Below are 22,321 nucleotides of genomic sequence, written 5' to 3'. Positions count from 1 at the left end.
TGTTTGAGATTCCGCAAGGAGCATCAGGTCTGTACACGCATTTTTTTAGCACTTACCCATACTCCGTGAGGTGCTGAAGTGGTTGTAGTGGGTTGTTGTGATGGGCGCCGTATGGCGCTGAAAAAATGAAAGGGGAGGGTATGGAATTAAAAAACTTATCGGTGGCTAAAAAAATCTGGGGCTTGCTGCTGGGGGTGATGGCGCTGACTTTGGTGGCAGGTCTCGCCATGACCGCCTACCTCAGCCGTTTGGAGGCGGTAGAGCGTGTCGAGGTGCAAGACTATGACAACCGCATTCGCCAAGCCGTGCAGTGGCGCGGTGTGACAGATGTTGCGGTATCCCATGTGGTGGTGGGCGCAATGTCGAGTGAGGAAGCGCTAAGTACGTATGCGCAGGGCAAGACCCAGGAAGGGATCGCTGCCGCCACTGCACTGCAGCAAACGATGGAGCGCGAGCTGACCAACCCGCAAGGCCGACAGCAGCTCGAAAAAATTGCCCAAGCGCGAGCACAAGTGCTGGAGGCGACGGCAGCCATCGGCAAATTGCGTGCTGCCGGCGATATGGCGCAGGCACGCAGTTTCTTAGAGGCGCAGTTGTTGCCTGCCGTATCGGTCTACAACCAAACCCAGACGGATCTGGTGAGCTTGCAAGAGCGCATGCGCGATCAGTCTTTGGCTGAAGGGCAGCAGGCCCGTGACATGGCAATGTGGCTGGGCGGTGGAGCGGTGGCGCTGGTGGTGGTGATGGGGTTGCTGCTGTCAATGGTGGTGGTGCGGCAGATCACGGCGCCGCTGGATCGGGCGGTGGCACTGGCAGACACCATCGCTGCTGGGGATCTGACGGTAGATGTGCATGATGACCGCCGCGATGAGCTGGGTAAATTGCTGCGCAGCTTGCATACGATGACCCAGCGCTTGCGCTCCGTGGTGTCCGAAGTGCGCAATGGCGTTGACTCGGTTTCTTCCGCAGCGTCACAGATCGCCACAGGCAACCAAGATCTATCTGGGCGCACGGAGCAAACCGCCGCCAACCTGGAAGAAACCGCTGCCAGCATTGAAGAGCTGACGGCCACGGTGTCGCAGTCTGCAGATACCGCACGCCAAGCCAATCAACTGGCCAGCACGGCCGTGCAAGCGGCCGAACGTGGCGGCCATGTGGTGGAGCAGGTGGTGAGCAGCATGCAGCAAATCACCAGCAGCAGCCACAAAATCGCCGACATCATCGGTGTGATCGATGGCATTGCGTTTCAAACCAATATCTTGGCGCTCAATGCAGCGGTGGAAGCCGCCCGTGCCGGTGAGCAAGGCCGTGGCTTTGCCGTGGTGGCGGGCGAGGTGCGTTCGCTGGCCCAGCGCAGCGCAGAGGCGGCCAAAGAGATCAAAGCGCTGATATCCGCCAGTGTGAGCAATGTAGACACCGGATCGGCGCAGGTGGCGCAAGCGGGCGAGAGCATGCAAGCGATTGTCTCCAGCGTACGCCGCGTGACGGACTTGATTGGTGAGATCAGTGCCGCCGCCAATGAGCAGCACGATGGCTTCGCGCAGGTGAATCAGGCAGTGAGCAACCTCGATCAAATGACCCAGCAAAACGCGGCCTTGGTGGAAGAGTCCAGCGCTGCCGCACTGGCCATGAACGAACAGGCGCAGCGTTTGGCACAGGTGGTATCGGTGTTCAACGTAGGGCAACAAGAGGGAATGTTAGTAGCCAAGTCCTTGGCTGCGCCGGGTGCGAGGGTGAAAACGGGGGCAGCCTCAGCCAAGGCCTTACCGCCTGCCGCCAAGCCTTCTGCACGCGCACCGAAGCAAAGATCAGCAGCAGTGGCCGCAGCAGAGGAGCGAGAGGCGCCTGCAGCAAAGCAGCCAGTGACTGCAGCGGAAGATGACTGGGAGCGCTTTTAGGCCGCCATCGCCTGCTGACTGCGTGGTTGCGTTGTCTGCGCGACCACGCTGCCGGTCCGGCGGGTGCTTGCCACGCCTTATGCCGCATACGCAATCCGCATCAGGGTTAGCGAGCACTGTCTCCGACGACCGGCAGTGAAAAAATAAAACACCCTTTTGGTGTATCTCACCCAAAGGGTGTTTTGCATGGTGGAACCTCCACGGCAAGACGGTGCTATGCAATCACATAGCTTGCTGCACACAGCAAGCACAATAAGTTCGAGGGAGCCATCATGCGTTTGAATAATCTGCCTGTCGCGTACAAGCTGTGGGGGGTGGTGCTGGGGTCCATGGTGTCGATGCTGTCGCTGGCATTCGTGCTGACATGGGTGGCAGAGCAGCGGGCCATTGCCATGAACGCCAAAACGGAGCAGGCAGATCAGCGTATTGCTGCCACCATGCGCTGGATGGGCATGACGCAGATTACGGTCGAGCGCGTGGTGGTCAGTGCCATGTCTTCAGAAGCACCGCTGGTGCAAGAGATGAAGACGCTGGCAAGCCAGGGAATTGCGCAGATCACCGAGCTGCAAAAACAGGTTGAAGCCCTGGTGGAGACAGAGGCCGAGAAAACACAGCTGCGCACCGTCGCCGCGAATCGCGCCAAATCGTTGGAAGCCGTGGCCAAAATCAACCAGGCCCGCGAAGCCGGGGATGTGTTGCAAGCCACGCAAGCCGCTACCAACGAGCTGCGCCCTGCCATCGCGGTGTATGTGAAGTCGCAGGCCGATTTGCTGCGCATGCAAGAGCAGATGCGCACGGAAATGCGTGAGCAGGCCATAGCGCAGCGCCACCAATCCTACTGGTGGGTAGGCGCCATTTGTTTGGCCGTGGTGCTGGTTGGCATGGCCTTGGCGGGCATGATCGTGCGCTCCATCACACGTCCTCTGGACCGAGCGGTGCATTTGGCAGACACCATCGCCTCCGGTGATTTGACCGTGGATGTGCATGACGATCGCAAAGATGAGCTGGGCCATTTGCTGCGCAGCCTGAACGAAATGACAGAGAAGCTGCGTGCTGTGGTGGGCCAGGTGCGCAGCGGCGTGGAGTCTGTCTCTGCGGCGGCGGGCCAGATTGCAACCGGCAACCAGGACTTGTCATCGCGCACCGAGCAAACGGCCGCCAACCTGGAAGAGACTGCTGCCAGCCTGGAGGAGTTGACCGCCACGGTGACGCAATCTACCGACACTTCACGCCAGGCCAATCAACTGGCCAGCACCGCAGTGCAAGCGGCCGAGCGTGGCGGTGCCGTGGTGCAGCAGGTGGTGCAAAGCATGGAGCAGATCAACAGCTCCAGCCGCAAGATCAGCGACATCATCGGGGTGATTGATGGTATTGCTTTCCAGACCAATATCTTGGCGCTCAATGCCGCTGTAGAAGCGGCGCGGGCGGGTGAGCAAGGCCGTGGCTTTGCGGTGGTGGCCGGAGAGGTGCGCAGCCTGGCGGGCCGCAGTGCAGAGGCTGCCAAAGAAATCAAGGCCTTGATTACCGCCAGTGTGCACAACGTGGACATCGGCACAGGCCAGGTAGCGCAGGCCGGCGAGAGCATGCAGGAAATTGTGGCCAGCGTGCGCCGCGTGACGGACTTGATTGGCGAGCTGAGCGCCGCAGCCAACGAACAGCACGATGGTTTTGCACAGGTCAACCAAGCGGTGAGCAATCTTGACCAGATGACCCAGCAAAACGCGGCCTTGGTGGAAGAGTCCAGCGCTGCAGCCCTGTCCATGAATGAGCAAGCCCAGCGCTTGGCCGAGGTGGTGGCGGTGTTCAATGTGGGCACTGGCGCATCCCAAACCATGCCAGCGCCTTTGGGTGCTGCAACGCGCGCAGCGCAGGCCAGCGTGCCTGCGGCCGCTGCGCGGACCGCTCAAAAACCGCAAACGCCTGCTGCGCAGGCTGCCAAGCGCCCGCCTTCTGTGCGAGCGTCGGCACCTGCTGCATCAACACCTGTGGCTGCCTCTGCGCCCAAGGCTACGGTCACACCCAAATTGACGGCTGCGTCCAAGACCGCACCTGCAGTAGCAGCAGGTGCGGAAGATGACTGGGAAAGCTTCTGAGGTTTTCGCCAGCCAGCGGCAGTAGCCACCCCAACAACAAGGCCTGCAATGCAGGCCTTGTTGTTTTTCTAACTCTTTATTTTGATAGCTGCCAGCGTTTGTCAAGCAAGGATTCGCGTATAAAAACGCCTTGAAGTGGATTATTCAAAAGCGCTGCCAGCTATGGTTTTGATGCAAAGGGCTTTTCAGCCCTCGGTGCCTTCCACCAAAAACTGCACCTTGCGCTCGCCCCGGAACTCGTTGATGTCGAGGCGAAATGCCATGTGTACCCAGTCGGGCAGCGGGGCGGTGCGGCCAAACCAGATGCCGTCGACCACATCCCCCCGGTGGCGCAGCTGCAGCTTCAGGTGCTTTTCCGCGACCAAGCGCTGGGAGATGACCTCCACATCTTCGCTGAACGTGGGGGCGGCAAAGCCCTGGCCCCACACTTCCAGATTCAGCCGCTCCACCACATCGGCCTGGCGGAAAGCGGGGTCCAGCGGGCCATCGGTTTCCACGCAGCGCGTGAGGGTTTTGGCGTCCAGCCACTCCTGGGCGACTTGTGCAAAGGCGCGCTCAAAGGTGTGAAACTGGTCTTCCACCAGCGTGCAGCCTGCAGCCATTGCGTGGCCGCCAAAACGCAGCAGCACGCCGGGGTGGCGTTTGGCCACCAGGTCCAGCGCATCGCGCAGGTGAAAGCCGGGTATGGAGCGGCCCGAGCCTTTGAGCTCGTGCGCCTTGCCCTCGGCCTGGCTGGCCGCAAACACAAAGGTGGGGCGGTGCAGCCGGTCTTTGACGCGCGAGGCCACGATGCCCACCACGCCTTCGTGAAAATCGGGGTCAAACACGCTGATGGCGGCAGGCGGTGTGCTGCCGTCTTCCCACAATTCATCGGCCAGCGCAAAGGCTTGCATGCGCATGCCGGACTCCATCTCCTGCCTATCGCGGTTGATGCGGGTGAGGACGTGGGCCAGCTCCAGGGCTCTGGAGTCGTCGTCGGTCAGCAGGCATTCAATGCCAATCGTCATGTCAGCCAAGCGCCCGGCGGCGTTGATGCGCGGGCCCAGGGCAAAACCAAAGTCTGACGTGGTGGCCTGTGCGTAGGTTTTGCCCGCCGCTTCGTACAAGCCGCGTATGCCCGCTTGCATATGGCCTTTGCGTATGCGCTGCAGGCCCTGGGCCACCAGGCGGCGGTTGTTGGCATCGAGCTTGACCACATCGGCCACCGTGCCCAGTGCCACCAGCGGCAGCAGGGTGTCGAGCTTGGGCTGGTTTTGTGCGTTGAAAATGCCCCGTGTGCGCAACTCGGCGCGCAGCACCAGCAGCACGTAAAACATCACGCCCACACCTGCCAGGTGCTTGCTGGCAAAGGTGCAGCCGGGCTGGTTGGGGTTGACCATGGCGTGGGGCGTGGGCAGTGTCTCGCCGGGCAGGTGGTGGTCGGTGACCACCACGGTCAGGCCCAGCTGCATGGCTTCGGCCACCCCCTCCACGCTGCCAATGCCGTTGTCCACCGTGAGCAGCAACTCATGCCCTTTGGCGTGCACGCGGCGGGCGATGGGCGCTGACAGGCCATAGCCATCGTTGATGCGGTCGGGCACCTCGTATGTGACATGCTGGGCGCCCAGCATGCGCAGGCCGCGCACGCCCACGGCGCAGGCGGTGGCGCCGTCGCAGTCATAGTCGGCCACGATGCAGATGCGCCGCTGCTGGGCAATCGCATCGGCCAAGACGCAGGCCGCCTCTTGAATGCCCCGCAGTCCTGAGGGCGGCAACAACTTGCCCAGCCCGGTGTCCAGCTCATCCATGGACTGCACGCCGCGCGCCACATACAGGCGGGCCAGCAAAGGGTTGATGCCCGATTGCACCAGCGTTTGGACGGTGGCGTCAGGAATCTCGCGTTCAATAATCTTCATAGCGCTTGGTGAAAGCCAGCAAAGCGCTGGGGGCTGAAATTGTTCTTGATTTTGCCCAGCCAGTTACGGTGGGTGCTGGTATAGCTGCGGGCATGGCGCTCGCCACAGAACGTGACGGTGGCCGTGCCACCCAGCTGCACATGGGCCAGCACCTGGCCGATGGGGCCCGCTTCAGCGGCCAGCCAGGCCGCCTTCCAGGCGGGCCAGTCTTGGCGCAGTGCGGCTTGGCGCAGGCTGTCTACCAGCAAGATCGGGGTGACTTTTTGCAAGGTGTGCGCAGCCTGCAGGCTGTCAGGGCTGAGCGGCCCCGCACCGTGCAGCCAAAATGCATTGATGGGCGGCAGCCCGCGCTGGGCCCGCTGGGCGTTGAAAGCGTGGTTGTACAGCAGCATTTGCACTTCGCTGTGCAGGCGGTGCAGCATGCGGCTGTGGCTGCTGTGCGGCAGCCAGGTGCTGACGTCACGCAGCAGCACGCGGTCCAGCGATGCGGTGGGCAAATCTTGCAGGGGCGCGCCCGTAACCAGCCAGCGGCCGGGGTCGACGACCTGCAGTTGCATGCCATCTTCGGCAAACCACGGCTGCAGCACTGCGTGCAGGGCGTGGGCATCTTCCTGCGTGATGGGCAGGCTGGCGGGGTCATCCATGCGCACCTGGTCGGCACCAGCGCTCCAGTGACACAGCGTCATCCATGCGCTGGCCGCGGGCAAGGCCTGGGGCTGTGCCACGGCGGCCCAAGCAGGGGCATCAGGGTTCAGCCCCCAGGCGCGTGCGACGGCGCGTTCATGCGGGGGGATGGGGTGGTCTTCTGTACCTTCGTCAGCGTGGGCAGGGTCCAGCATGGCCAGCAACTGATCGAGCTGCGGCAGTGCCAAATTTTGGAGGACGTGCTGACAGCTGTCCGAGGGCATGGCCGCATACGGCAAGATCAGGTGCATATGGCGGGCACGTGTCTGCAGGGGCGGAGCAGCAAACGGCAGTGGCAAAACAGGCAAGGCAGAAGGCGACATAGCAGCCTATTGTCCCTAAACCACGGCCGCTGCGTCAGACCCGTATGACACGCCAGCTTTTATGGCAATGCCACAATGCTGCCCACGTATGCAAATTCCCTACGAACTCGCTTTAGGCTGGCGCTACACGCGTGCAGGCCGCGCCACGCGGCGCAACGGTTTTATTTCTTTTATTTCTGGGGTGTCCATGCTGGGCATTGCGCTGGGTGTGGCCGCGCTCATCATCGTGCTCAGTGTGATGAATGGCTTTCAGAAGGAAGTGCGTGACCGCATGCTCAGCGTGGTGTCGCATGTGGAGATTTTTGCGCCCAACGGGCAGGCCATGCAGGATGTGGACACCACCATGCGGCAGGCCAAGCAGCACCCCGAGGTAATAGGCGCCGCGCCTTTTGTGGCGGCCCAAGGCTTAATTGCCCGTGGTGAAGACATGAAAGGCGTCATCGTGCGTGGGATTGACCCGGAGCGCGAAGGCGAAGTGACCGATCTGGCCGCTGCCAATGCGCAGGTGCTGCAGCAGCTCACGCCGGGCTCGTTCAACATCGTGCTGGGGCAGGAGCTGGCACACCAGATGGGCGTGCAGGTGGGCGACACCGTGACGCTGATTGCGCCCAGCGGACAAGTCACACCAGCGGGCGTCGTGCCGCGCCTCAAGCAGATGACGGTGGCGGGCACGTTTGACTCGGGCCACTATGAGTACGACTCGGCCATGGTCATGCTGCACCATGAAGATGCCCAGCGCATCTTTCGCCTGGAAGGCCCGACGGGCATTCGTTTGAAGCTCAAAAATCTGCACGAAGCACCGCGGGTGGTGCAAGAGCTGTCCGGCATGATTACCGAGTTTTTGTACCTGCGTGACTGGACGCAGCAAAACAAAACCTGGTTTGCCGCCGTGCAGGTGGAAAAACGCATGATGTTCATCATCCTCACGCTGATCGTGGCGGTGGCGGCATTCAATCTGGTCTCCACGCTGGTGATGACCGTGACAGACAAGCGCGCCGACATTGCCATCTTGCGCACGCTGGGCGCATCGCCCGCTTCCATCATGGGCATCTTCATGGTGCAAGGCGCCATGGTGGGCGTGATTGGCACGTTTGCCGGGCTGGCGCTGGGGCTGCTGGTGGCGTGCAATATTGATGTGATCGTGCCGGCGATTGAGCAGGCACTGGGGGCCAGTTTCTTGCCCAAAGACATTTACCTGATCAGCAAGATGCCCAGCGAGCCACAAAGCAGCGACATCATGCCGATTGCCATCATTTCTTTGATTCTGGCCTTCGTCGCCACCATTTACCCCAGCTGGCGCGCCAGCCGCGTGAACCCTGCGGAGGCGCTGCGTTATGAGTAACCAAGTTGTTCTGGATGCGCGCCACCTGTCCAAGCGCTTTGAAGATGGGCACCTGAATGTGCAGGTGCTGCAGGATGTGAATTTGCAGGTGCATGCCGGTGAGACGCTGGCGATTGTCGGTGCCTCGGGCTCGGGCAAAAGCACGCTGCTGCATTTGCTGGGCGGGCTGGACAGCCCCAGCGAGGGCAGAGTGCATTTGATGGGGCAGCCGCTGCATACGCTCAGCCCCAAAAAGCAGGGAGAGCTGCGCAACCAGCACCTGGGCTTTATCTACCAGTTTCACCACCTGCTGCCCGAGTTCAGCGCGCAGGACAACGTAGCCATGCCGCTGCGCATTCGCCGTGATCCCCAAGAGCACGCGCTAGCACAAGCGGCGCGCATGCTGGAGGCCGTGGGCCTGAAAGAGCGCATGGCGCACCGCCCGGCAGAGCTGTCGGGTGGCGAGCGTCAGCGTGTGGCGATTGCCCGCGCTTTGGTCACGCAGCCAGCCTGTGTATTGGCCGACGAGCCCACGGGCAACCTCGACCGTTCCACGGCCGACGGGGTGTTCGCCCTGATGCTGGAGCTGGCGCGTACCCAAGGCACGGCGTTTGTGATGGTGACGCACGACGAAAGTCTGGCCGCCAAATGCGACCGCATGGTGCGGCTGGTCAAAGGGCAGCTGGCCTGATGCGGGCTGCCAGCGCGCCATCCTGGCAGCCGGTGGCTGATGGGGCCGCCTTGCAGCAGGTATTGCAACAGCCCCTGGCCCTGGTGCTTTGGGGCGGGGCGCATTGCGGTGTCTGCCAGGCAATCAAGCCACGGCTGGCGCAGCAGGTGGCTGCGCATTTCCCGCAGCTGCCGCTGTACAGCGTGGATTGTGCGCAGGCGCCTGCGGCCTGTGCCCAGCACGGAGTGTTCAGCCTGCCGGTGTTGCGTCTGATGGTGGATGGCAGGGTGGCACTGGACTATGCCCGGGTCTTTGGCCTGCAGCAGGTGCTGAGTGATATGCAGCGCGTGCTGCAGCAGTGGGCCGACGCACAGCCGAGGTGACCGTGACCCTCTGGATTGACACCCACTGCCACCTGGACGCCGCAGAATTTCAGTCGGACCGCGATGCCGTGCGCGCTGCAGCCAGGGCAGCGGGTGTGGGGCATCTGGTTATTCCAGCCGTGCAACGCAGCGACTGGCGCGCCGTGATGGCACTGGCCCACCGCCACGGCGACAGCTATGCGCTGGGCATTCACCCCCTGTACACACCGCAGGCGCAAGAAGGTGATGTCGCCGCGCTGCGCACCTTGCTGCAGGATGTGCAGGGCGATCCGCACTTGGTCGCCGTGGGAGAAATTGGTCTGGACTTTTTTGTGCCGGGCTTGGATGCACAGCGGCAAATTTGGTTTTATGAGCAGCAGGTACTGCTGGCCCGTGAATTTGGCTTGCCCGTGATTTTGCATGTGCGCAAAAGCAGTGACCGCTTGCTGAAAACCTTGCGTGCCTACCCGGTGGAGGGCGGGATTGCCCATGCTTTCAATGGCAGCTGGCAGCAGGCACAGACGTTCATAGCGCTTGGTTTCAAACTGGGGTTTGGGGGCGCGGTGACGTATGAGCGTGCGCTCAAGTTGCGTGAGTTGGCGCGCCAGTTGCCGCTAGAGAGCATCGTCATGGAAACCGATGCCCCCGACATTCCCCCCCATTGGTGCTACACCACGGCAGAGCAACGCGCCCAAGGTCAGGCGCAAGGGCGCAACAGCCCCGGCGAGCTACCAAGCATAGCCGCCACCGTGGCCGATTTGCGCGGCATGGACGTGCAGGCACTGGCCGAGGCGACCAGCCAGAATGCGCGCAAGGCATTGCGGGGTTTGCCTGCATTCAAAGCCTTTTAGTGCTCTAGCGCTTATCTGGTAAGCGCTGGTAGCTATGAACTTGTAAAACTCTATCCGTGGCAAGCGGCATTGATTTGCACGCACAATGCCCAGCCATGACAGTGGCTTTGGATTCTGCTTTGCTGCGTTTGCAAGGGCTGCCTCCTGTGGCGGATGCGCGCACGCGCTTGCTGATTTTGGGCAGCTTTCCCGGCGTTGCGTCTTTGCAGGCGCAGCAGTACTACGCGCATCCGCACAACAAGTTGTGGCCCATCTTGGCGGCTTTGTGGCCGCAGGTGCAGCAGCCCGACCGGGCGGACTACGCCGCACGCTGTGAATGGCTGCTGCAGCGAGGGCTGGGGCTGTGGGATGTGTATGACAGCTGTGAGCGCCAAGGGAGTCTGGACAGCGCCATTCGCATTCCCCAAGTCAATGACTTTGCCGCGTTAAAGCAGCGTTGCCCGCAGTTGCAGGCCGTGGCCCACAACGGGGCAGAGAGTTTTAAACACGCAGCCAAACTCGCAGGATTGGGCCTGGCGGTGTACAAGTTGCCATCGACCAGTCCGGCCAATGCCGGATGGAGTTGGGAGCGCAAACTCACCGCATGGCGTGAAGTGATGCAGGCCGCAGGCCTGGTACACACAGGCATTCAGACAGAGAAAGAGTAAGCCGTGGCAGCACGCAAGAGAATTTCCAGCACCGCAACCGAAGAAGACCTGCCTCAAGTCAGCGTGTCTGACGACGGTATCTCGCGCTACCTGCATTTGGGCACGCCTTGGGTGCAGGGCTCCATGAAGCTCAAAGAACCGTTTGAGATTGACCTGGAGTATGTGCAGCGCATGATGGCGTGGCTGCTGTTTGCAGAGCCCGACAGCATTGCCGAGCGCACCGCAGTGCAGCTAGGTTTGGGCGCTGCCGCGCTGACCAAGTTCCACTACAAAAAACTCAAGATGCACACCACGGCGATTGAGATCAACCCGCTGGTCGTCAATATCTGCCGCAACTGGTTCAAGTTGCCGCCCGATAACGACATGCTGGAAGTGGTGTTGGGCGATGCCTCCTTGGAAATTTTGAAACCTCGCTGGCAAGGCGCGGTGGATGCGCTGCAGGTGGATTTGTATGACCACAATGCTGCAGCGCCGGTGCTCGACAGTGCGGAGTTCTATGCCGATTGCCGCAACATGCTCACCCCAGAGGGGGTAATGACGGTGAATCTGTTTGGCCGAGCTTCCAGTTACCAGCGCAGTCTGGACAAAATCAGCGCCGCTTTTGGCGCCAGCAATGTCTGGGCCTTTAAACCCACGCGGGAAGGCAACACGATTGTGCTGGCGCAGCGCGTGGCAACGCCTTTGTCGCGCGAGGAACTCCAATCCCGTGCAGAGGCGGTGCAAGCCCGTTGGGGCTTGCCTGCCACCAAGTGGCTCAAGGTGTTCAAACAGGTGGAGCCTGGCACCGGCTCTTAGCAGCGGCACTGTGCGCAGGCTTGTGCAGGGCGCTTTGTTGGTGTGTGCGCCAGCAGGCAGGCATGGTTAGGCCAACTATGTCTGAGAGGGCACAAAGCGTGCACGGCGTCCGGCGGCACAATAGCTGGGCCATTTGAACTCTTTGTTGCCCGTTATGCACCCCATCAGAACCCCTAACCCTGCAGCCAAGGTAGACCCCCAGCCCGAGCGTGCGCTGGACTGGGCGCAAGTGCTGCAGTGGCTGCACGACCAAGGTGTGGTGGATGATGCCGAGGCACAGCGTATTCGTGCCCGTTGTTCGGTGGCACAAAGTACGCAGCACCCCTTGGTACGTCTGGCCAGTGTGGGGGTGGCGCGTGCCAGCGATGGCCTGCCTTTGGACATTGAGGCGCTGACCGCTTTTGTGGCATCTGCCACGGGTATGGGCTACCAGCGGATTGACCCGCTCAAGGTGGACGTGGGCCGCGTGGGGGATACCATGAGTGCCCAATATGCGCAGCGACACAAGGTGCTGCCGCTGCAAGTGGGCAACAGCGAAATTGTCATCGCGACCGCAGAGCCTTTTGTGCAGCACTGGGTGGCAGAAATTGAGCGCCAGACGCGCAAGTCGGTGCGTCGGGTGATGGCCAACCCACTCGAGATTCAGCGTTACACGGCCGAGTTTTTTGCCTTGGCCAATTCGGTGCGTTCTGCCCAAAAGCTGGGTGGCGCGTCGGGGGCTGCCAGCTTTGAGCAGCTGGTGGAGTTGGGGCGCACGAACAAGCAGCTGGATGCCAATGACACGGGGGTGATCCGCGTGGTGGACTGGCTGTGGCAGTACGCGTTTGACCAACGGGCCAGCGACATTCACCTAGAGCCCCGGCGCGAGCAAGGGGTGATTCGCTTCCGCATCGATGGCGTGCTGCACAGCGTCTATCGCATGCCCATGGGGGTGCTCAACGCCATGATTGCGCGCATCAAATTGCTGGGGCGCATGGATGTGGTGGAAAAGCGCCGCCCCTTGGATGGCCGCATCAAAACCCGCAATCCGCGCGGCGAAGAAATTGAGATGCGCCTCTCGACCTTGCCCACCGCCTTTGGCGAGAAGATGGTGATGCGCATTTTTGACCCGGACAACACCGTCAAACAGCTTGATCAACTGGGCTTTATGCCGCATGACGCGCAGCGCTGGGAGCAACTGGTGCAGCGTCCGCACGGCATTATTTTGGTCACCGGGCCGACAGGCTCGGGCAAAACCACCACGCTGTATTCCACCCTCAAGCGGGTGGCCACGGAAGAGGTCAATGTCAGCACGGTGGAAGACCCCATCGAGATGATTGAGCCTGCCTTTAACCAAACCCAGGTACAGCCCCAGCTGGATTTTGGCTTCACCGAAGGCTTGCGTGCGCTGATGCGCCAGGATCCCGACATCATCATGGTGGGGGAAATTCGAGATACCGCCACCGCTGAGATGGCAGTGCAAGCAGCGTTGACGGGGCATTTGGTGTTTTCCACGCTGCACACCAACGATGCCCCCAGCGCAGTCAGTCGCCTGATGGAACTGGGCATTCCCCCTTACTTGCTCAATGCCACATTGCTGGGGGTGCTGGCACAGCGCTTGGTGCGTGTGCTGTGCCCGCAGTGCAAGCAGCCGGATGCCGAATTGGGCGCCGATGCACTGGCTCAGGTGATGAGCCCTTGGAAATTCCAGGGTGCATTCAAACCCTATCGGCCCGTGGGCTGTGAAGCCTGTCGCATGACGGGATTCAAGGGCCGTATGGGCCTGTATGAGTTGCTGGTGGGCAGCGACAGTTTGCAGCAGCAGATTAATCACAGTCCATCTATGGAGGCGCTGCGCCGGCAGGCCATGCAAGACGGCATGCGCCCTCTGCGGCTGTCAGGTGCGTTGCGCGTGGCTGAGGGGGTAACGACCTTGGCCGAGGTCATGGCTGCCACGCCACCACTGCGTTGATAGCGCAGCCACCCTTACCTGCTATCCAGCAATCCATCGCGCGGATTCGCATTTTCTGGGCAGAAAGCCGGGCAAGCAAAGGGTGTGTAAACGCTTGCATTGCGCATTTTCAAGGGTAAACGCCTATCAAATGTCAAAGGTCGGCGCATCGATTGGCATTTTTGTAGGTGGAATCCACATGAATTTGCTTTAACTTTGCTTACAGAATTCCATCGGTCGTAAATCCTCTCATGGGAGACGTTTCGTGAAAATCAAGAGTCAAAAAGACTTTTTTGCAGGTCTGATGTATCTCGTCGTTGGTGGCGCTTTTGCCATTGGCGCCTATGGGTACAACGTCGGTACTGCTGCGCGCATGGGTCCTGGCTATTTCCCAATGATCTTGGGTATCTTGCTGGCCTTCATCGGTGTAGTGATTTCCTTCAAGGCTACGGTTGCTGGCCCTGGCGATGGTGACCCCATAGGCAAGTGGGCATGGCGTCCTATCTTCTTTGTTCTGGCTGCCAACTTCTCGTTCGGTATTTTGCTGGTTGGTGTGCCTGCACTTGGGATCCCCGGTTTTGGCCTGATCGTCGCCATTTATGCACTGGTGCTGATCGCTAGCTACGGCCGCAAGGAAGTGAACTTCAAGGAAAGCTTGGTGTTGGCAACTGTGTTGGCAATTGGTAGCTATGCGGTGTTCGTTTGGGCGCTGAACTTGCAGTTCCCTGTGTGGCCATCCTTCATCGTTGGTTAACGCCACCAGGAGATTTGAATCATGGAATTGATTGAACACTTGTCCTTGGGTTTTGGGGTGGCTTTCACCGCCCAGAACCTGATGTACTGCTTGATCGGCTGTATCTTGGGTACGCTGATTGGCATCTTGCCGGGCCTGGGCCCGGTGGCCACGATTGCGATGTTGCTGCCCGCAACCTATGCGCTGCCCCCTGTGGCTGCGCTGATCATGCTGGCCGGTATTTATTACGGCGCACAATACGGTGGCTCCACCACGGCGATTTTGGTTAACTTGCCGGGCGAGTCCTCGTCGGTGGTGACGATGATTGACGGCTACCAGATGGCACGGAAGGGGCGGGCAGGGCCTGCGCTGGCTGCTGCTGGTATTGGCTCTTTCTTTGCGGGTTGCGTGGGTACCATCATCTTGGCCGCCTTTGCACCTCCACTGACCGAAGTGGCCTTCATGTTTGGCCCAGCGGAATACTTCTCGCTGATGGTGCTGGGCCTGATCGGTGCTGTGGTGCTGGCTTCCGGCTCGCTGCTGAAGGCCGTGGGCATGATCGTGCTGGGCCTGCTGTTGGGCATGGTCGGCACCGACGTGAACTCCGGTGTGGCGCGTTACAGCTTCGACATCCCTGAAATGACCGACGGCATCGACTTCGTCGTGATCGCCATGGGTGTGTTTGGCTACGGTGAAATTATCGCCAACCTGTCCAAGCCTGAAGACGAACGTGAAATCTTCACGGCCAAGGTCAAGGGCCTGATGCCCACCAAGCAAGACTTGAAGCTGATGTTCCCTGCCATGGTGCGCGGGACTGTGCTGGGCTCTGCCCTGGGTATCTTGCCTGGTGGTGGTGCGATGTTGTCGGCTTTTGCTTCGTACACCATCGAAAAGAAGACCAAGCTCAAGCCCGGTGAAGTACCTTTCGGCCAAGGCAATATCCGTGGCGTGACGGCACCTGAATCGGCCAACAATGCCGGTTCGCAGACTTCGTTCATTCCGCTGCTGACTCTGGGTATCCCTCCCAACGCTGTGATGGCGCTGATGGTGGGTGCGATGACCATCCACAACATCCAGCCTGGTCCTCAAGTGATGACCAGCAACCCTGAGTTGTTCTGGGGTCTGATTGCCTCGATGTGGATCGGTAATGCGATGCTGATCATCTTGAACCTGCCCATGATCGGCATGTGGATCAAGCTGCTGTCCGTGCCTTATCGCTGGTTGTTCCCTGCCATCGTGCTGTTCTGTGCGGTGGGTGTGTATGGCACCAAGAACTCTGAGTTTGACGTGTGGTTGGTGGGCATCTTCGGTTTTGTGGGCTATCTGTTCTACAAGCTGGGTACCGAGCCTGCACCGCTGCTGCTGGGCTTTATCTTGGGCCCGATGATGGAAGAAAACCTGCGTCGTGCTCTGCTGCTGTCGCGCGGTGACTGGTCGGTGTTTGTGACACGTCCTATCTCTGCCACCATGCTGGTGCTGGCGGTGATTTTGCTGGTCGTCGTGACACTGCCCGCAGTGAAGAACAAGCGCGAAGAAGCTTTCGTTGAAGAATAAGCTTCCGCCCTCATCGTGCAAAAAAGCGCCCTTCGGGGCGCTTTTTTTATCCCGATGTGCCATACGGTATTCGCGGCGGCACACTTTGTAAAAAATAGTTACACGATAATTGCAGCTTTGAGAGCTTGCTGGTTGAAAACCAGGTGCATCCAAGTGATTGGCCTGCTGCGCTTGCGTCGCGACATGGGCCACGAGACAGACACCTTAGAGATTGGCGCAGACCAATTTGCACCACATAACTGCGAACAACTGCAATGGTTGTTTGGCGTGGTGAGCTCTTGGCTTAACCCCGAAGTACCTCCCTCATGGGCGAGGGCATGGGCACCAAAGAAACCAAGACTATGAATTTACACAACATGCGTGTTGCTCCCAAGCTATGGGTAACTATTTTGGGTTTGCTGAGCGTGATGCTGCTGTCCAATCTGTGGGTGCGCAGCAATACCGAGCAGGCGCTGGAACAGGCGCGTGAAGACGTGCAGCAGATCGAGCGCAAGATTGCGCTGGCCCAGAATATGCGCGGCGCAGCCATGACAGGGCTGGAGCTGGGGATTGCCCAGTTTGCGACCAATGAAAACCGCTTGCAGCTTGAGCTGGAAAAGCGCTTTCAGCAGCGCCAACAAAACTCCACTGCTGCGTTGAATGCCATGCAGGAAGCCTTGCAAACGGAAGAAGACCGTGCGCAGTTTGAACGCGTGTTGCAAGCCCGTGCGAAGGTCCAAGGTCGCCGTGCCGAGGCAGAGCGCAATCTGGATCTGGACGATTACAACGCACGCGCTAATTTTGCGTTTGGTGAATATGCCGCCTTGGGTATGCAGTATTCCCAAGCGTTTGATGACTTTATGCAGTACCAAGTGAACCAGCTGGATGTGGTGCTCAAACAAGCTGCCGAAAAACGCCAACTTAGCGCTCTCGTGGGCTGGGTAGTCACCATTGTGCTGTTGCTGACGGGTGTGCTGATGGCGCGCTGGCTGGTGGTCACCATCACGCGTCCGCTGCTGCAAGCGGTGCAGCTGACCCAGGCCATTGGCGGGGGAGATTTGACGGTGCAGATCCACACCCAGCGCAAAGATGAGTTTGGTCACCTGCTGCAGGCGCTCAACGCCATGGCACAGCGGCTGCGGGATGTGGTGGTCGATGTGCGCGGTGGTGTGAACGAAGTGTCCTCTGCGGCTTCAGAAATTGCCCGTGGCAATCAAGACCTGTCTGCACGCACCGAACAAACGGCGGCCAACTTGGAAGAAACCGCCGCCAGCATTGAACAGCTGACTGCCACCGTGCACCAGTCTGCAGATACCTCGCGCCAGGCGGCCCAATTGGCCACGACCGCGGTGCAGGCCGCAGAGCGTGGCGGTAATGTGGTGGATCAGGTGGTGCACAGCATGGCGCAAATCCATAGCTCTAGCAGCAAGATCAGCGACATCATCGGTGTGATCGACAGCATCGCATTCCAGACCAACATCCTGGCCTTGAACGCTGCGGTGGAAGCAGCGCGTGCCGGGGAGCAAGGCCGTGGTTTTGCCGTGGTGGCCGGTGAGGTGCGCACCCTGGCACAGCGCAGCGCGGAAGCAGCCAAAGAAATCAAGGGATTGATTGAAGCCAGCGTGAGCAATGTGGAAGCTGGCTCTGCCCAAGTGGGGCAAGCGGGTGCCAGCATGCAGGAAATTGTGGCCAGTGTGCGCCGCGTGACCGATTTGATTGGCGAGATCACGGCCGCTTCGAGTGAGCAGCGCGATGGCTTTGCCCAGGTGAATCAGGCGGTGAGCAATCTGGATCAAATGACGCAGCAAAATGCGGCACTGGTTGAGGAGTCGAGCGCAGCCGCCGACGCGATGGATGCGCAAGCCCAGCGCTTGCTACAAGCCATGGCTGCGTTCAATGTGGGCGCCCAGGCAGTGAGCAATACCGTGGCCCGCGCGCCGGACCGTGCAACTGTGCCCCAGGGGGCCGCAGCCGTTAGGCAAACCGCCGCATCCTCTGCGACAGCCCCCGCACCGTCACCTAAAACGGCGGCGGCAAAGTCCAAGCAACGCGTGATGCATGCGCCCAGTTTGCCCGCCAAGCAGCCTGCTCGCACCGCTGCTGCGCAAAGTGAAGACGATTGGGAAACCTTTTAAGGCCTGCACCATGCCAGGCGCTGGAAGTGCCCGGCGTGGTGCAGGCACCCTGCTGCGTAGCCCCGCGATGCGGGGCTACTTTGTTTGTGCGGTCTCGCTGCACAGGGAAAGCCCCACAATAAGCAACTGTTTGCCGTTGTCTCTTTTGCATCGCCTATGCCTGTCTTGCCCCAGCCTACCCAACATCCATTGCGTGCCTTGCTGCACAACGAAGTGCATGCCCGCCCTGCGGAGCCGGTGAGCGGCCCGGCCGCCATCACCCACTTGGTGATGCTGACGGACCCCGCCCAGCGGGAGGCCAGCCGCGCGCACCTGTCGGCTTTGATGCATGACCACCACCGCACCGGGCCGGATGCCGACTGCACCCACCTGCGGGTGGACTTTGGCGCATTCCGCCTGCGCTGGGAGTTGCACACCGAGTTTGTCTGCTGGACGTTCATGGTGCCGCTGGCTGCGGACGCCCCCTTGAATGCACGCAACCCTTCGACGGCGATTGAAGAAGTGCCGCAGCAATGGCTCAAAGATTTGCCCGGGCAGTGTTTGAGCAGCGTGCATCTGTGGATCTTGAAAGATGCGCAATCCGATGGTCAGGGCATGCGACATGTGGTCAAGCACATGCTCAACGACGACACCTTGGCCGGTGCTGCCGTGCACATGGGGCATACCGAGGTGTGTACCGATTTCGCCATCCATGCGGATGGCTATTCGCGCATCTTGGTCAAACCTTCGGACAGCATCAGCGCCCGCCGTCTGGGGCGCCTGGTGCAACGGGTGCTGGAGATTGAAACCTACCGCATGGCGGCGCTGCTGGGCCTGCCCGCCGCACGCAAGGCGGCGGTGGTGCTGGGGACGGCCGAGCGAGAGCTGGCAGATCTGGCGCAAGCGATTCGTGAGGCCAAGAGCGATGACGAGCCCGAGTTGCTGGATCGGCTGACGCGTCTGGCGGGGCAGGTGGAGAGCGAATACGCGGCCACCCACTCGCGCTTTTCGGCCAGCAAGGCCTACTTTGAGCTGGTGGACAAACGCATTCACGATTTGCGCGAGGAGCGCTTGTCGGGGCTGCTGACCATCCAGGAGTTCATGGAGCGGCGCCTCTCGCCCGCGCGCAGCACCTGTGAGTGGGCCGTGCACCGCCAGAACGCGCTGTCGCAGCGGGTGTCGCGGATGAGTAATTTGCTGCGCACACGCGTGGAAATCGAGCAGCACCAAAGCAACCAGGAAATTCTGGCCACGATGAATGACCGCCAGGGCATGCAGCTGAAACTGCAGTCCACGGTGGAGGGGCTGTCGGTGGCGGCCATTACCTACTACATCACCGGCTTGATCACCTACCTGACCAAGGGCGCACAAAAAATGGGCTGGCCGCTGTCGCCCGAAATCACGGCAGCGATTGCCATCCCGGTGGTGGCGTTCAGTGTGTGGTGGTCGCTGCGCCGTTTGCACCACAAATTGTTTGGCTCCAAGCATTAAGACCCGCACACACCACCTTTGCTCTGGCCTTGTTTCCAGCGCAACGCTGCGATGTGTGGGTGCGGTCGGTGGTGCGAAGAAAGATATAAAAACAAGAGCGTTTGGCGCTTGTGTTTCAATGGTTTGAGATGGAAAAGTGTCTGAAGTGAAGGAAAAGCCTGCGCAAGCAGCTAACAAAGGCATAGCGCTGGGGCTGACCTTGGCGGTGCTGGGGTCGATGGCTTTCAGCGGCAAGGCCATCATCGTGAAGCTGGCTTACCGCTATGGGGTGGATGCCGTCACGCTGCTGATGTACCGCATGCTGTTTGCCTTGCCCATCTTTTTGCTGATGGCCTGGTGGGCCGGGCGGGGACAGCCGCCGCTGTCGCGCAAGGATGTGCTGGGCGTGATCGGTCTGGGCTTTTCGGGCTACTACCTGGCCAGCTATCTGGACTTTGCCGGGCTAGCCTACATCTCTGCAGCGCTGGAGCGCCTGATTCTCTACCTCAACCCGACGCTGGTTGTCCTCTTTGGCTGGGTGGTTTACCGGCGCGGCATTACCTGGGGGCAGTTTGCCGCCATGCTGCTGAGCTACTGCGGCGTGCTGCTGGTGTTTGGCCATGAGGTGGGCGCCCAGGGCAAGCATGCCGTTTGGGGGGCGCTGCTGGTGCTGGGCAGTGCAGTGAGCTACGCCATTTACTTGGTGTACAGCGGTGAGATGGTGAAACGCCTGGGTGCCCTGCGCCTGGTGGGGCTGGCATCCAGCGTGGCGTGTTGCTTCTGCATTGCACAGTTTCTGCTGACCCACCCGCTGTCGGCCATGCAGGTGGCGCCGCAGGTGCTGTGGCTGTCGCTGCTCAATTCCACGGCCTGCACCGTCGCCCCTGTGCTCATGGTGATGATGGCGATTGAGCGCATTGGCCCCGGCATGACAGCGCAGACCGGCATGATTGGCCCGCTGTCCACCATCTTGATGGGCGTGTGGCTGCTGGACGAGCAGCTCAACGCCTTCATGGTGGCAGGCACCTGCTTGGTGATGGTGGGGATTTTTGTATTTACGCGCTGGGCCCAAAAGCCCGGCGTTTCGCGCAACCCGTGACATTGAAGGAGCATCCGCATGGATTTAGGAATTGCCGGTAAGTGGGCGTTGGTATGTGGCGCCAGCAAGGGGCTGGGTTTTGGCTGTGCCAAGGCCTTGGTGGAAGACGGTGTGAACGTGGTCATCAACGCCCGCACCGAGGCTGCCTTGCAAGAAGCAGCTGCAAAATTGCGAGCTATCAGCGCAGACGTGGCAAGCGCTAAAGGCCAAAAACCTTCGCAAGTGCTGGCCGTGGCTTGTGACATCACCAGCCCCGAGGGGCGCGATGCTGTGTTCAGCGTCCCCGGTGGCCCGGGCAAGGATTTCGACATTGTGGTGACCAACGCCGGTGGCCCGGCCCCCGGTGATTTCCGCGATTGGGACCGCGAGGCCTGGATCAAGGCGGTGGACGCGAACATGCTCACTCCCATCGAACTGATCAAAGCCACCGTGGACGGCATGGCGGCGCGCGGTTTTGGTCGCATCGTCAACATCACCTCCAGCGCGGTGAAGGCGCCGATTGATATTTTGGGTTTGTCCAACGGCGCGCGCAGCGGTTTGACCGGCTTTGTGGCGGGCCTGGCGCGCTCGGGCATTGCCGCCAAGGGTGTGACCATCAACAGCATCTTGCCCGGCAAGTTTGATACTGACCGTCTGGTGGCCACCCACCAGGCTGCAGCCAGCAAGACCGGCCAAGCGGTGGATGCCATCCGTGCTGCGCAGGCGGCACAAATTCCTGCCAAGCGTTTTGGTACGGCCGAAGAGTTCGGGGCGATCTGTGCCTTCCTGTGCAGCGTGCATGCAGGCTATATGACAGGCCAGAACATCTTGCCCGATGGCGGTTTGTACCCCGGTACTTACTAAACCCGGTGCGAAGTTGGCGGTGCCTTACCGCCACCACCAACTGTGGTGAAAAAAGCCCCGCAATGCGGGGCTTTTTCCATGCCAACGCGTTGGTGCACCGCTGTCAGCGGCGCGAGGAGACGATGATGCCGCCCACAATCAGTGCAAACGCCAGCGCATGGTAGAGCTGGGGCGCTTCCCCCAGTACTGCGATGGACAGCAGGGCCGTGAACAGGGGAATCAGGTTGCCAAAAAAACCCGCCGTGGCTGGGCCCGCGCGTTTGACGCCTTCGCCCCAGAAGCGGTAAGCCGCAATCGCCGGCCCCAGCACAATGAACAGCAGGGCTGCGGCCAGCGTCCCGTTGGGGGTAAAGACAAAATCACCCGCAGCAGCTTCGCCCCCGACCAGCACGGCCGACCAGCCAATCCCAAACACCATCTGGGCCATCAAAAACGCCGCCCAGTTGCCGCGAATGTCTGCTTGCCCGGGCATGGTCTGGCCACTGCGCGCCAGCAGCCAGCTGTAGATGGACCAGACAATCGTGGCCAGCAGCATGAACCAGTCGCCGGGCACCAGGTGCAAGCCCAGCAACTGCTGCGCATCGCCCCGGCTGAGCACCACGGCCACCCCCAGCACCGACAGCAGCGCGCCCGTGATCTGGCGGCTGTTGACGGTGATGCCAAACCAAACGCGCCCAATCACCAGCATCCAAATCGGCATGCTGGAGCTGACCAGCGTGACGTTGATGGGCGAGGAGGTTTTCAGCGCCAGATACAGCAGGCCGTTGTAGCTGCCAATGCCCAGCATGCCCAGCCAGGCGTACTGCTTCCAGCATTGCCACATGGCACTGTTTTTGCGTAGTACGTAACCAGCCACGGGCAGCAGCACCACAAAGGCCAGGCACCAGCGGATCAGGTTGAGCGTAAAGGGGGAAATCAGGTCATGCACCAAGCGGCCAACAATGGCATTGCCCGCCCAAAGCAGGGGTGCCAAGGTCAGCATGGCAACCGTGCTGAATGTCAATGGGGAACTCATTCTCGGAATGGTAGCGCGCATGTGTCATCGTGGTGTGACATGAAC

Annotated in this window: 18 protein-coding genes; 15 read left to right on the top strand and 3 right to left on the bottom strand. The window is 60.7% G+C overall.

Annotated elements, in window-relative coordinates:
• Positions 1-140: 140 nt before the first annotated feature.
• Together B3R00_RS13870 and B3R00_RS13865 are read left to right on the top strand one after the other, a co-directional pair.
• A complete protein-coding gene (locus tag B3R00_RS13870) occupies positions 141-1,898 on the top strand; it encodes a methyl-accepting chemotaxis protein (RefSeq protein WP_286999503.1) in 1,758 nt (585 codons plus the stop codon).
• Between the two features lie 272 nt (positions 1,899-2,170).
• Positions 2,171-3,991: a methyl-accepting chemotaxis protein gene (locus B3R00_RS13865; protein WP_286999502.1), complete on the top strand. Its 1,821-nt coding sequence runs from the start codon at positions 2,171-2,173 to the stop codon at positions 3,989-3,991.
• 185 nt (positions 3,992-4,176) lie between these two features.
• Here B3R00_RS13865 and recJ read toward each other — a convergent pair whose 3' ends face one another.
• Together recJ and B3R00_RS13855 are read right to left on the bottom strand one after the other, a co-directional pair.
• The gene (gene recJ / locus B3R00_RS13860) at positions 4,177-5,886 is read right to left on the bottom strand and encodes a single-stranded-DNA-specific exonuclease RecJ (RefSeq protein ID WP_286999501.1); all 1,710 of its coding nucleotides are present in this window, start codon (positions 5,884-5,886) and stop codon (positions 4,177-4,179) included.
• Positions 5,883-6,893, bottom strand: a complete 1,011-nt coding sequence (locus B3R00_RS13855; protein WP_286999500.1) for a phosphoglycerate mutase — start codon at positions 6,891-6,893, stop codon at positions 5,883-5,885. The genes recJ and B3R00_RS13855 overlap by 4 nt, the downstream gene beginning before the upstream one ends.
• A gap of 88 nt (positions 6,894-6,981) precedes the next feature.
• Here B3R00_RS13855 and B3R00_RS13850 point away from each other — a divergent pair, with 88 nt between their 5' ends.
• From B3R00_RS13850 to B3R00_RS13790, 13 genes are all read left to right on the top strand, one after another.
• Entirely contained in the window at positions 6,982-8,235 is a 1,254-nt protein-coding gene (locus B3R00_RS13850) for a lipoprotein-releasing ABC transporter permease subunit (RefSeq protein ID WP_286999499.1), read from the top strand.
• Entirely contained in the window at positions 8,228-8,905 is a 678-nt protein-coding gene (lolD, locus tag B3R00_RS13845; RefSeq protein WP_286999498.1) for a lipoprotein-releasing ABC transporter ATP-binding protein LolD, read from the top strand. The genes B3R00_RS13850 and lolD overlap by 8 nt, the downstream gene beginning before the upstream one ends.
• Before the next feature lie 62 nt (positions 8,906-8,967).
• Positions 8,968-9,267, top strand: a complete 300-nt coding sequence (locus tag B3R00_RS13840; protein WP_286999497.1) for a thioredoxin family protein — start codon at positions 8,968-8,970, stop codon at positions 9,265-9,267.
• 2 nt (positions 9,268-9,269) lie between these two features.
• Positions 9,270-10,097 (top strand): TatD family hydrolase, encoded by an 828-nt coding sequence (locus B3R00_RS13835; protein WP_286999496.1) that lies wholly within the window; start codon positions 9,270-9,272, stop codon positions 10,095-10,097.
• A gap of 95 nt (positions 10,098-10,192) precedes the next feature.
• Positions 10,193-10,744: a DNA-deoxyinosine glycosylase gene (locus B3R00_RS13830; protein ID WP_286999495.1), complete on the top strand. Its 552-nt coding sequence runs from the start codon at positions 10,193-10,195 to the stop codon at positions 10,742-10,744.
• A 3-nt stretch (positions 10,745-10,747) separates the two neighbouring features.
• Positions 10,748-11,539, top strand: a complete 792-nt coding sequence (locus tag B3R00_RS13825; protein ID WP_286999494.1) for a spermidine synthase — start codon at positions 10,748-10,750, stop codon at positions 11,537-11,539.
• Positions 11,540-11,693: 154 nt separating this feature from the next.
• A complete protein-coding gene (locus tag B3R00_RS13820; protein WP_286999493.1) occupies positions 11,694-13,490 on the top strand; it encodes a GspE/PulE family protein in 1,797 nt (598 codons plus the stop codon).
• Positions 13,491-13,734: 244 nt separating this feature from the next.
• The gene (locus tag B3R00_RS13815; protein ID WP_286999492.1) at positions 13,735-14,223 is read left to right on the top strand and encodes a tripartite tricarboxylate transporter TctB family protein; all 489 of its coding nucleotides are present in this window, start codon (positions 13,735-13,737) and stop codon (positions 14,221-14,223) included.
• 21 nt (positions 14,224-14,244) lie between these two features.
• Complete coding sequence (locus B3R00_RS13810) at positions 14,245-15,756, top strand: tripartite tricarboxylate transporter permease (RefSeq protein WP_286999491.1); 1,512 nt, start codon at positions 14,245-14,247, stop codon at positions 15,754-15,756.
• A 341-nt stretch (positions 15,757-16,097) separates the two neighbouring features.
• Complete coding sequence (locus tag B3R00_RS13805) at positions 16,098-17,870, top strand: methyl-accepting chemotaxis protein (RefSeq protein WP_286999490.1); 1,773 nt, start codon at positions 16,098-16,100, stop codon at positions 17,868-17,870.
• Positions 17,871-18,026: 156 nt separating this feature from the next.
• Complete coding sequence (locus B3R00_RS13800; RefSeq protein WP_286999489.1) at positions 18,027-19,340, top strand: DUF3422 family protein; 1,314 nt, start codon at positions 18,027-18,029, stop codon at positions 19,338-19,340.
• Between the two features lie 136 nt (positions 19,341-19,476).
• Positions 19,477-20,418: a DMT family transporter gene (locus B3R00_RS13795; protein WP_286999488.1), complete on the top strand. Its 942-nt coding sequence runs from the start codon at positions 19,477-19,479 to the stop codon at positions 20,416-20,418.
• 18 nt (positions 20,419-20,436) lie between these two features.
• Positions 20,437-21,261 carry an SDR family oxidoreductase gene (locus tag B3R00_RS13790; protein WP_286999487.1) on the top strand — a complete coding sequence of 275 codons (825 nt, stop codon included), beginning with the start codon at positions 20,437-20,439 and terminating at the stop codon, positions 21,259-21,261.
• Positions 21,262-21,364: 103 nt separating this feature from the next.
• Here B3R00_RS13790 and B3R00_RS13785 read toward each other — a convergent pair whose 3' ends face one another.
• Positions 21,365-22,276, bottom strand: a complete 912-nt coding sequence (locus B3R00_RS13785; RefSeq protein ID WP_286999486.1) for a DMT family transporter — start codon at positions 22,274-22,276, stop codon at positions 21,365-21,367.
• Between the last annotated feature and the right edge of the window lie 45 nt (positions 22,277-22,321).

This window comes from Comamonas sp. UBA7840 (assembly GCF_002501455.1).
Taxonomy (GTDB): Bacteria; Pseudomonadota; Gammaproteobacteria; order Burkholderiales; family Burkholderiaceae_C; genus Comamonas; species Comamonas jiangduensis.
This window is presented reverse-complemented; position numbering and strand designations above follow the sequence as displayed.

Bases quoted from the DNA above. Each gene is read 5' to 3' on its own strand.
- B3R00_RS13820 (WP_286999493.1), top strand. From the start codon at position 11,694: ATGCACCCCATCAGAACCCCTAACCCTGCAGCCAAGGTAGACCCCCAG.
- B3R00_RS13810 (WP_286999491.1), top strand. From the start codon at position 14,245: ATGGAATTGATTGAACACTTGTCCTTGGGTTTTGGGGTGGCTTTCACC.
- B3R00_RS13865 (WP_286999502.1), top strand. From the start codon at position 2,171: ATGCGTTTGAATAATCTGCCTGTCGCGTACAAGCTGTGGGGGGTGGTG.
- B3R00_RS13790 (WP_286999487.1), top strand. From the start codon at position 20,437: ATGGATTTAGGAATTGCCGGTAAGTGGGCGTTGGTATGTGGCGCCAGC.
- B3R00_RS13870 (WP_286999503.1), top strand. From the start codon at position 141: ATGGAATTAAAAAACTTATCGGTGGCTAAAAAAATCTGGGGCTTGCTG.
- recJ (WP_286999501.1), bottom strand. From the start codon at position 5,886: ATGAAGATTATTGAACGCGAGATTCCTGACGCCACCGTCCAAACGCTG.
- B3R00_RS13785 (WP_286999486.1), bottom strand. From the start codon at position 22,276: ATGAGTTCCCCATTGACATTCAGCACGGTTGCCATGCTGACCTTGGCA.
- B3R00_RS13805 (WP_286999490.1), top strand. From the start codon at position 16,098: ATGAATTTACACAACATGCGTGTTGCTCCCAAGCTATGGGTAACTATT.
- B3R00_RS13830 (WP_286999495.1), top strand. From the start codon at position 10,193: ATGACAGTGGCTTTGGATTCTGCTTTGCTGCGTTTGCAAGGGCTGCCT.
- B3R00_RS13850 (WP_286999499.1), top strand. From the start codon at position 6,982: ATGCAAATTCCCTACGAACTCGCTTTAGGCTGGCGCTACACGCGTGCA.
- lolD (WP_286999498.1), top strand. From the start codon at position 8,228: ATGAGTAACCAAGTTGTTCTGGATGCGCGCCACCTGTCCAAGCGCTTT.
- B3R00_RS13800 (WP_286999489.1), top strand. From the start codon at position 18,027: ATGCCTGTCTTGCCCCAGCCTACCCAACATCCATTGCGTGCCTTGCTG.
- B3R00_RS13855 (WP_286999500.1), bottom strand. From the start codon at position 6,893: ATGTCGCCTTCTGCCTTGCCTGTTTTGCCACTGCCGTTTGCTGCTCCG.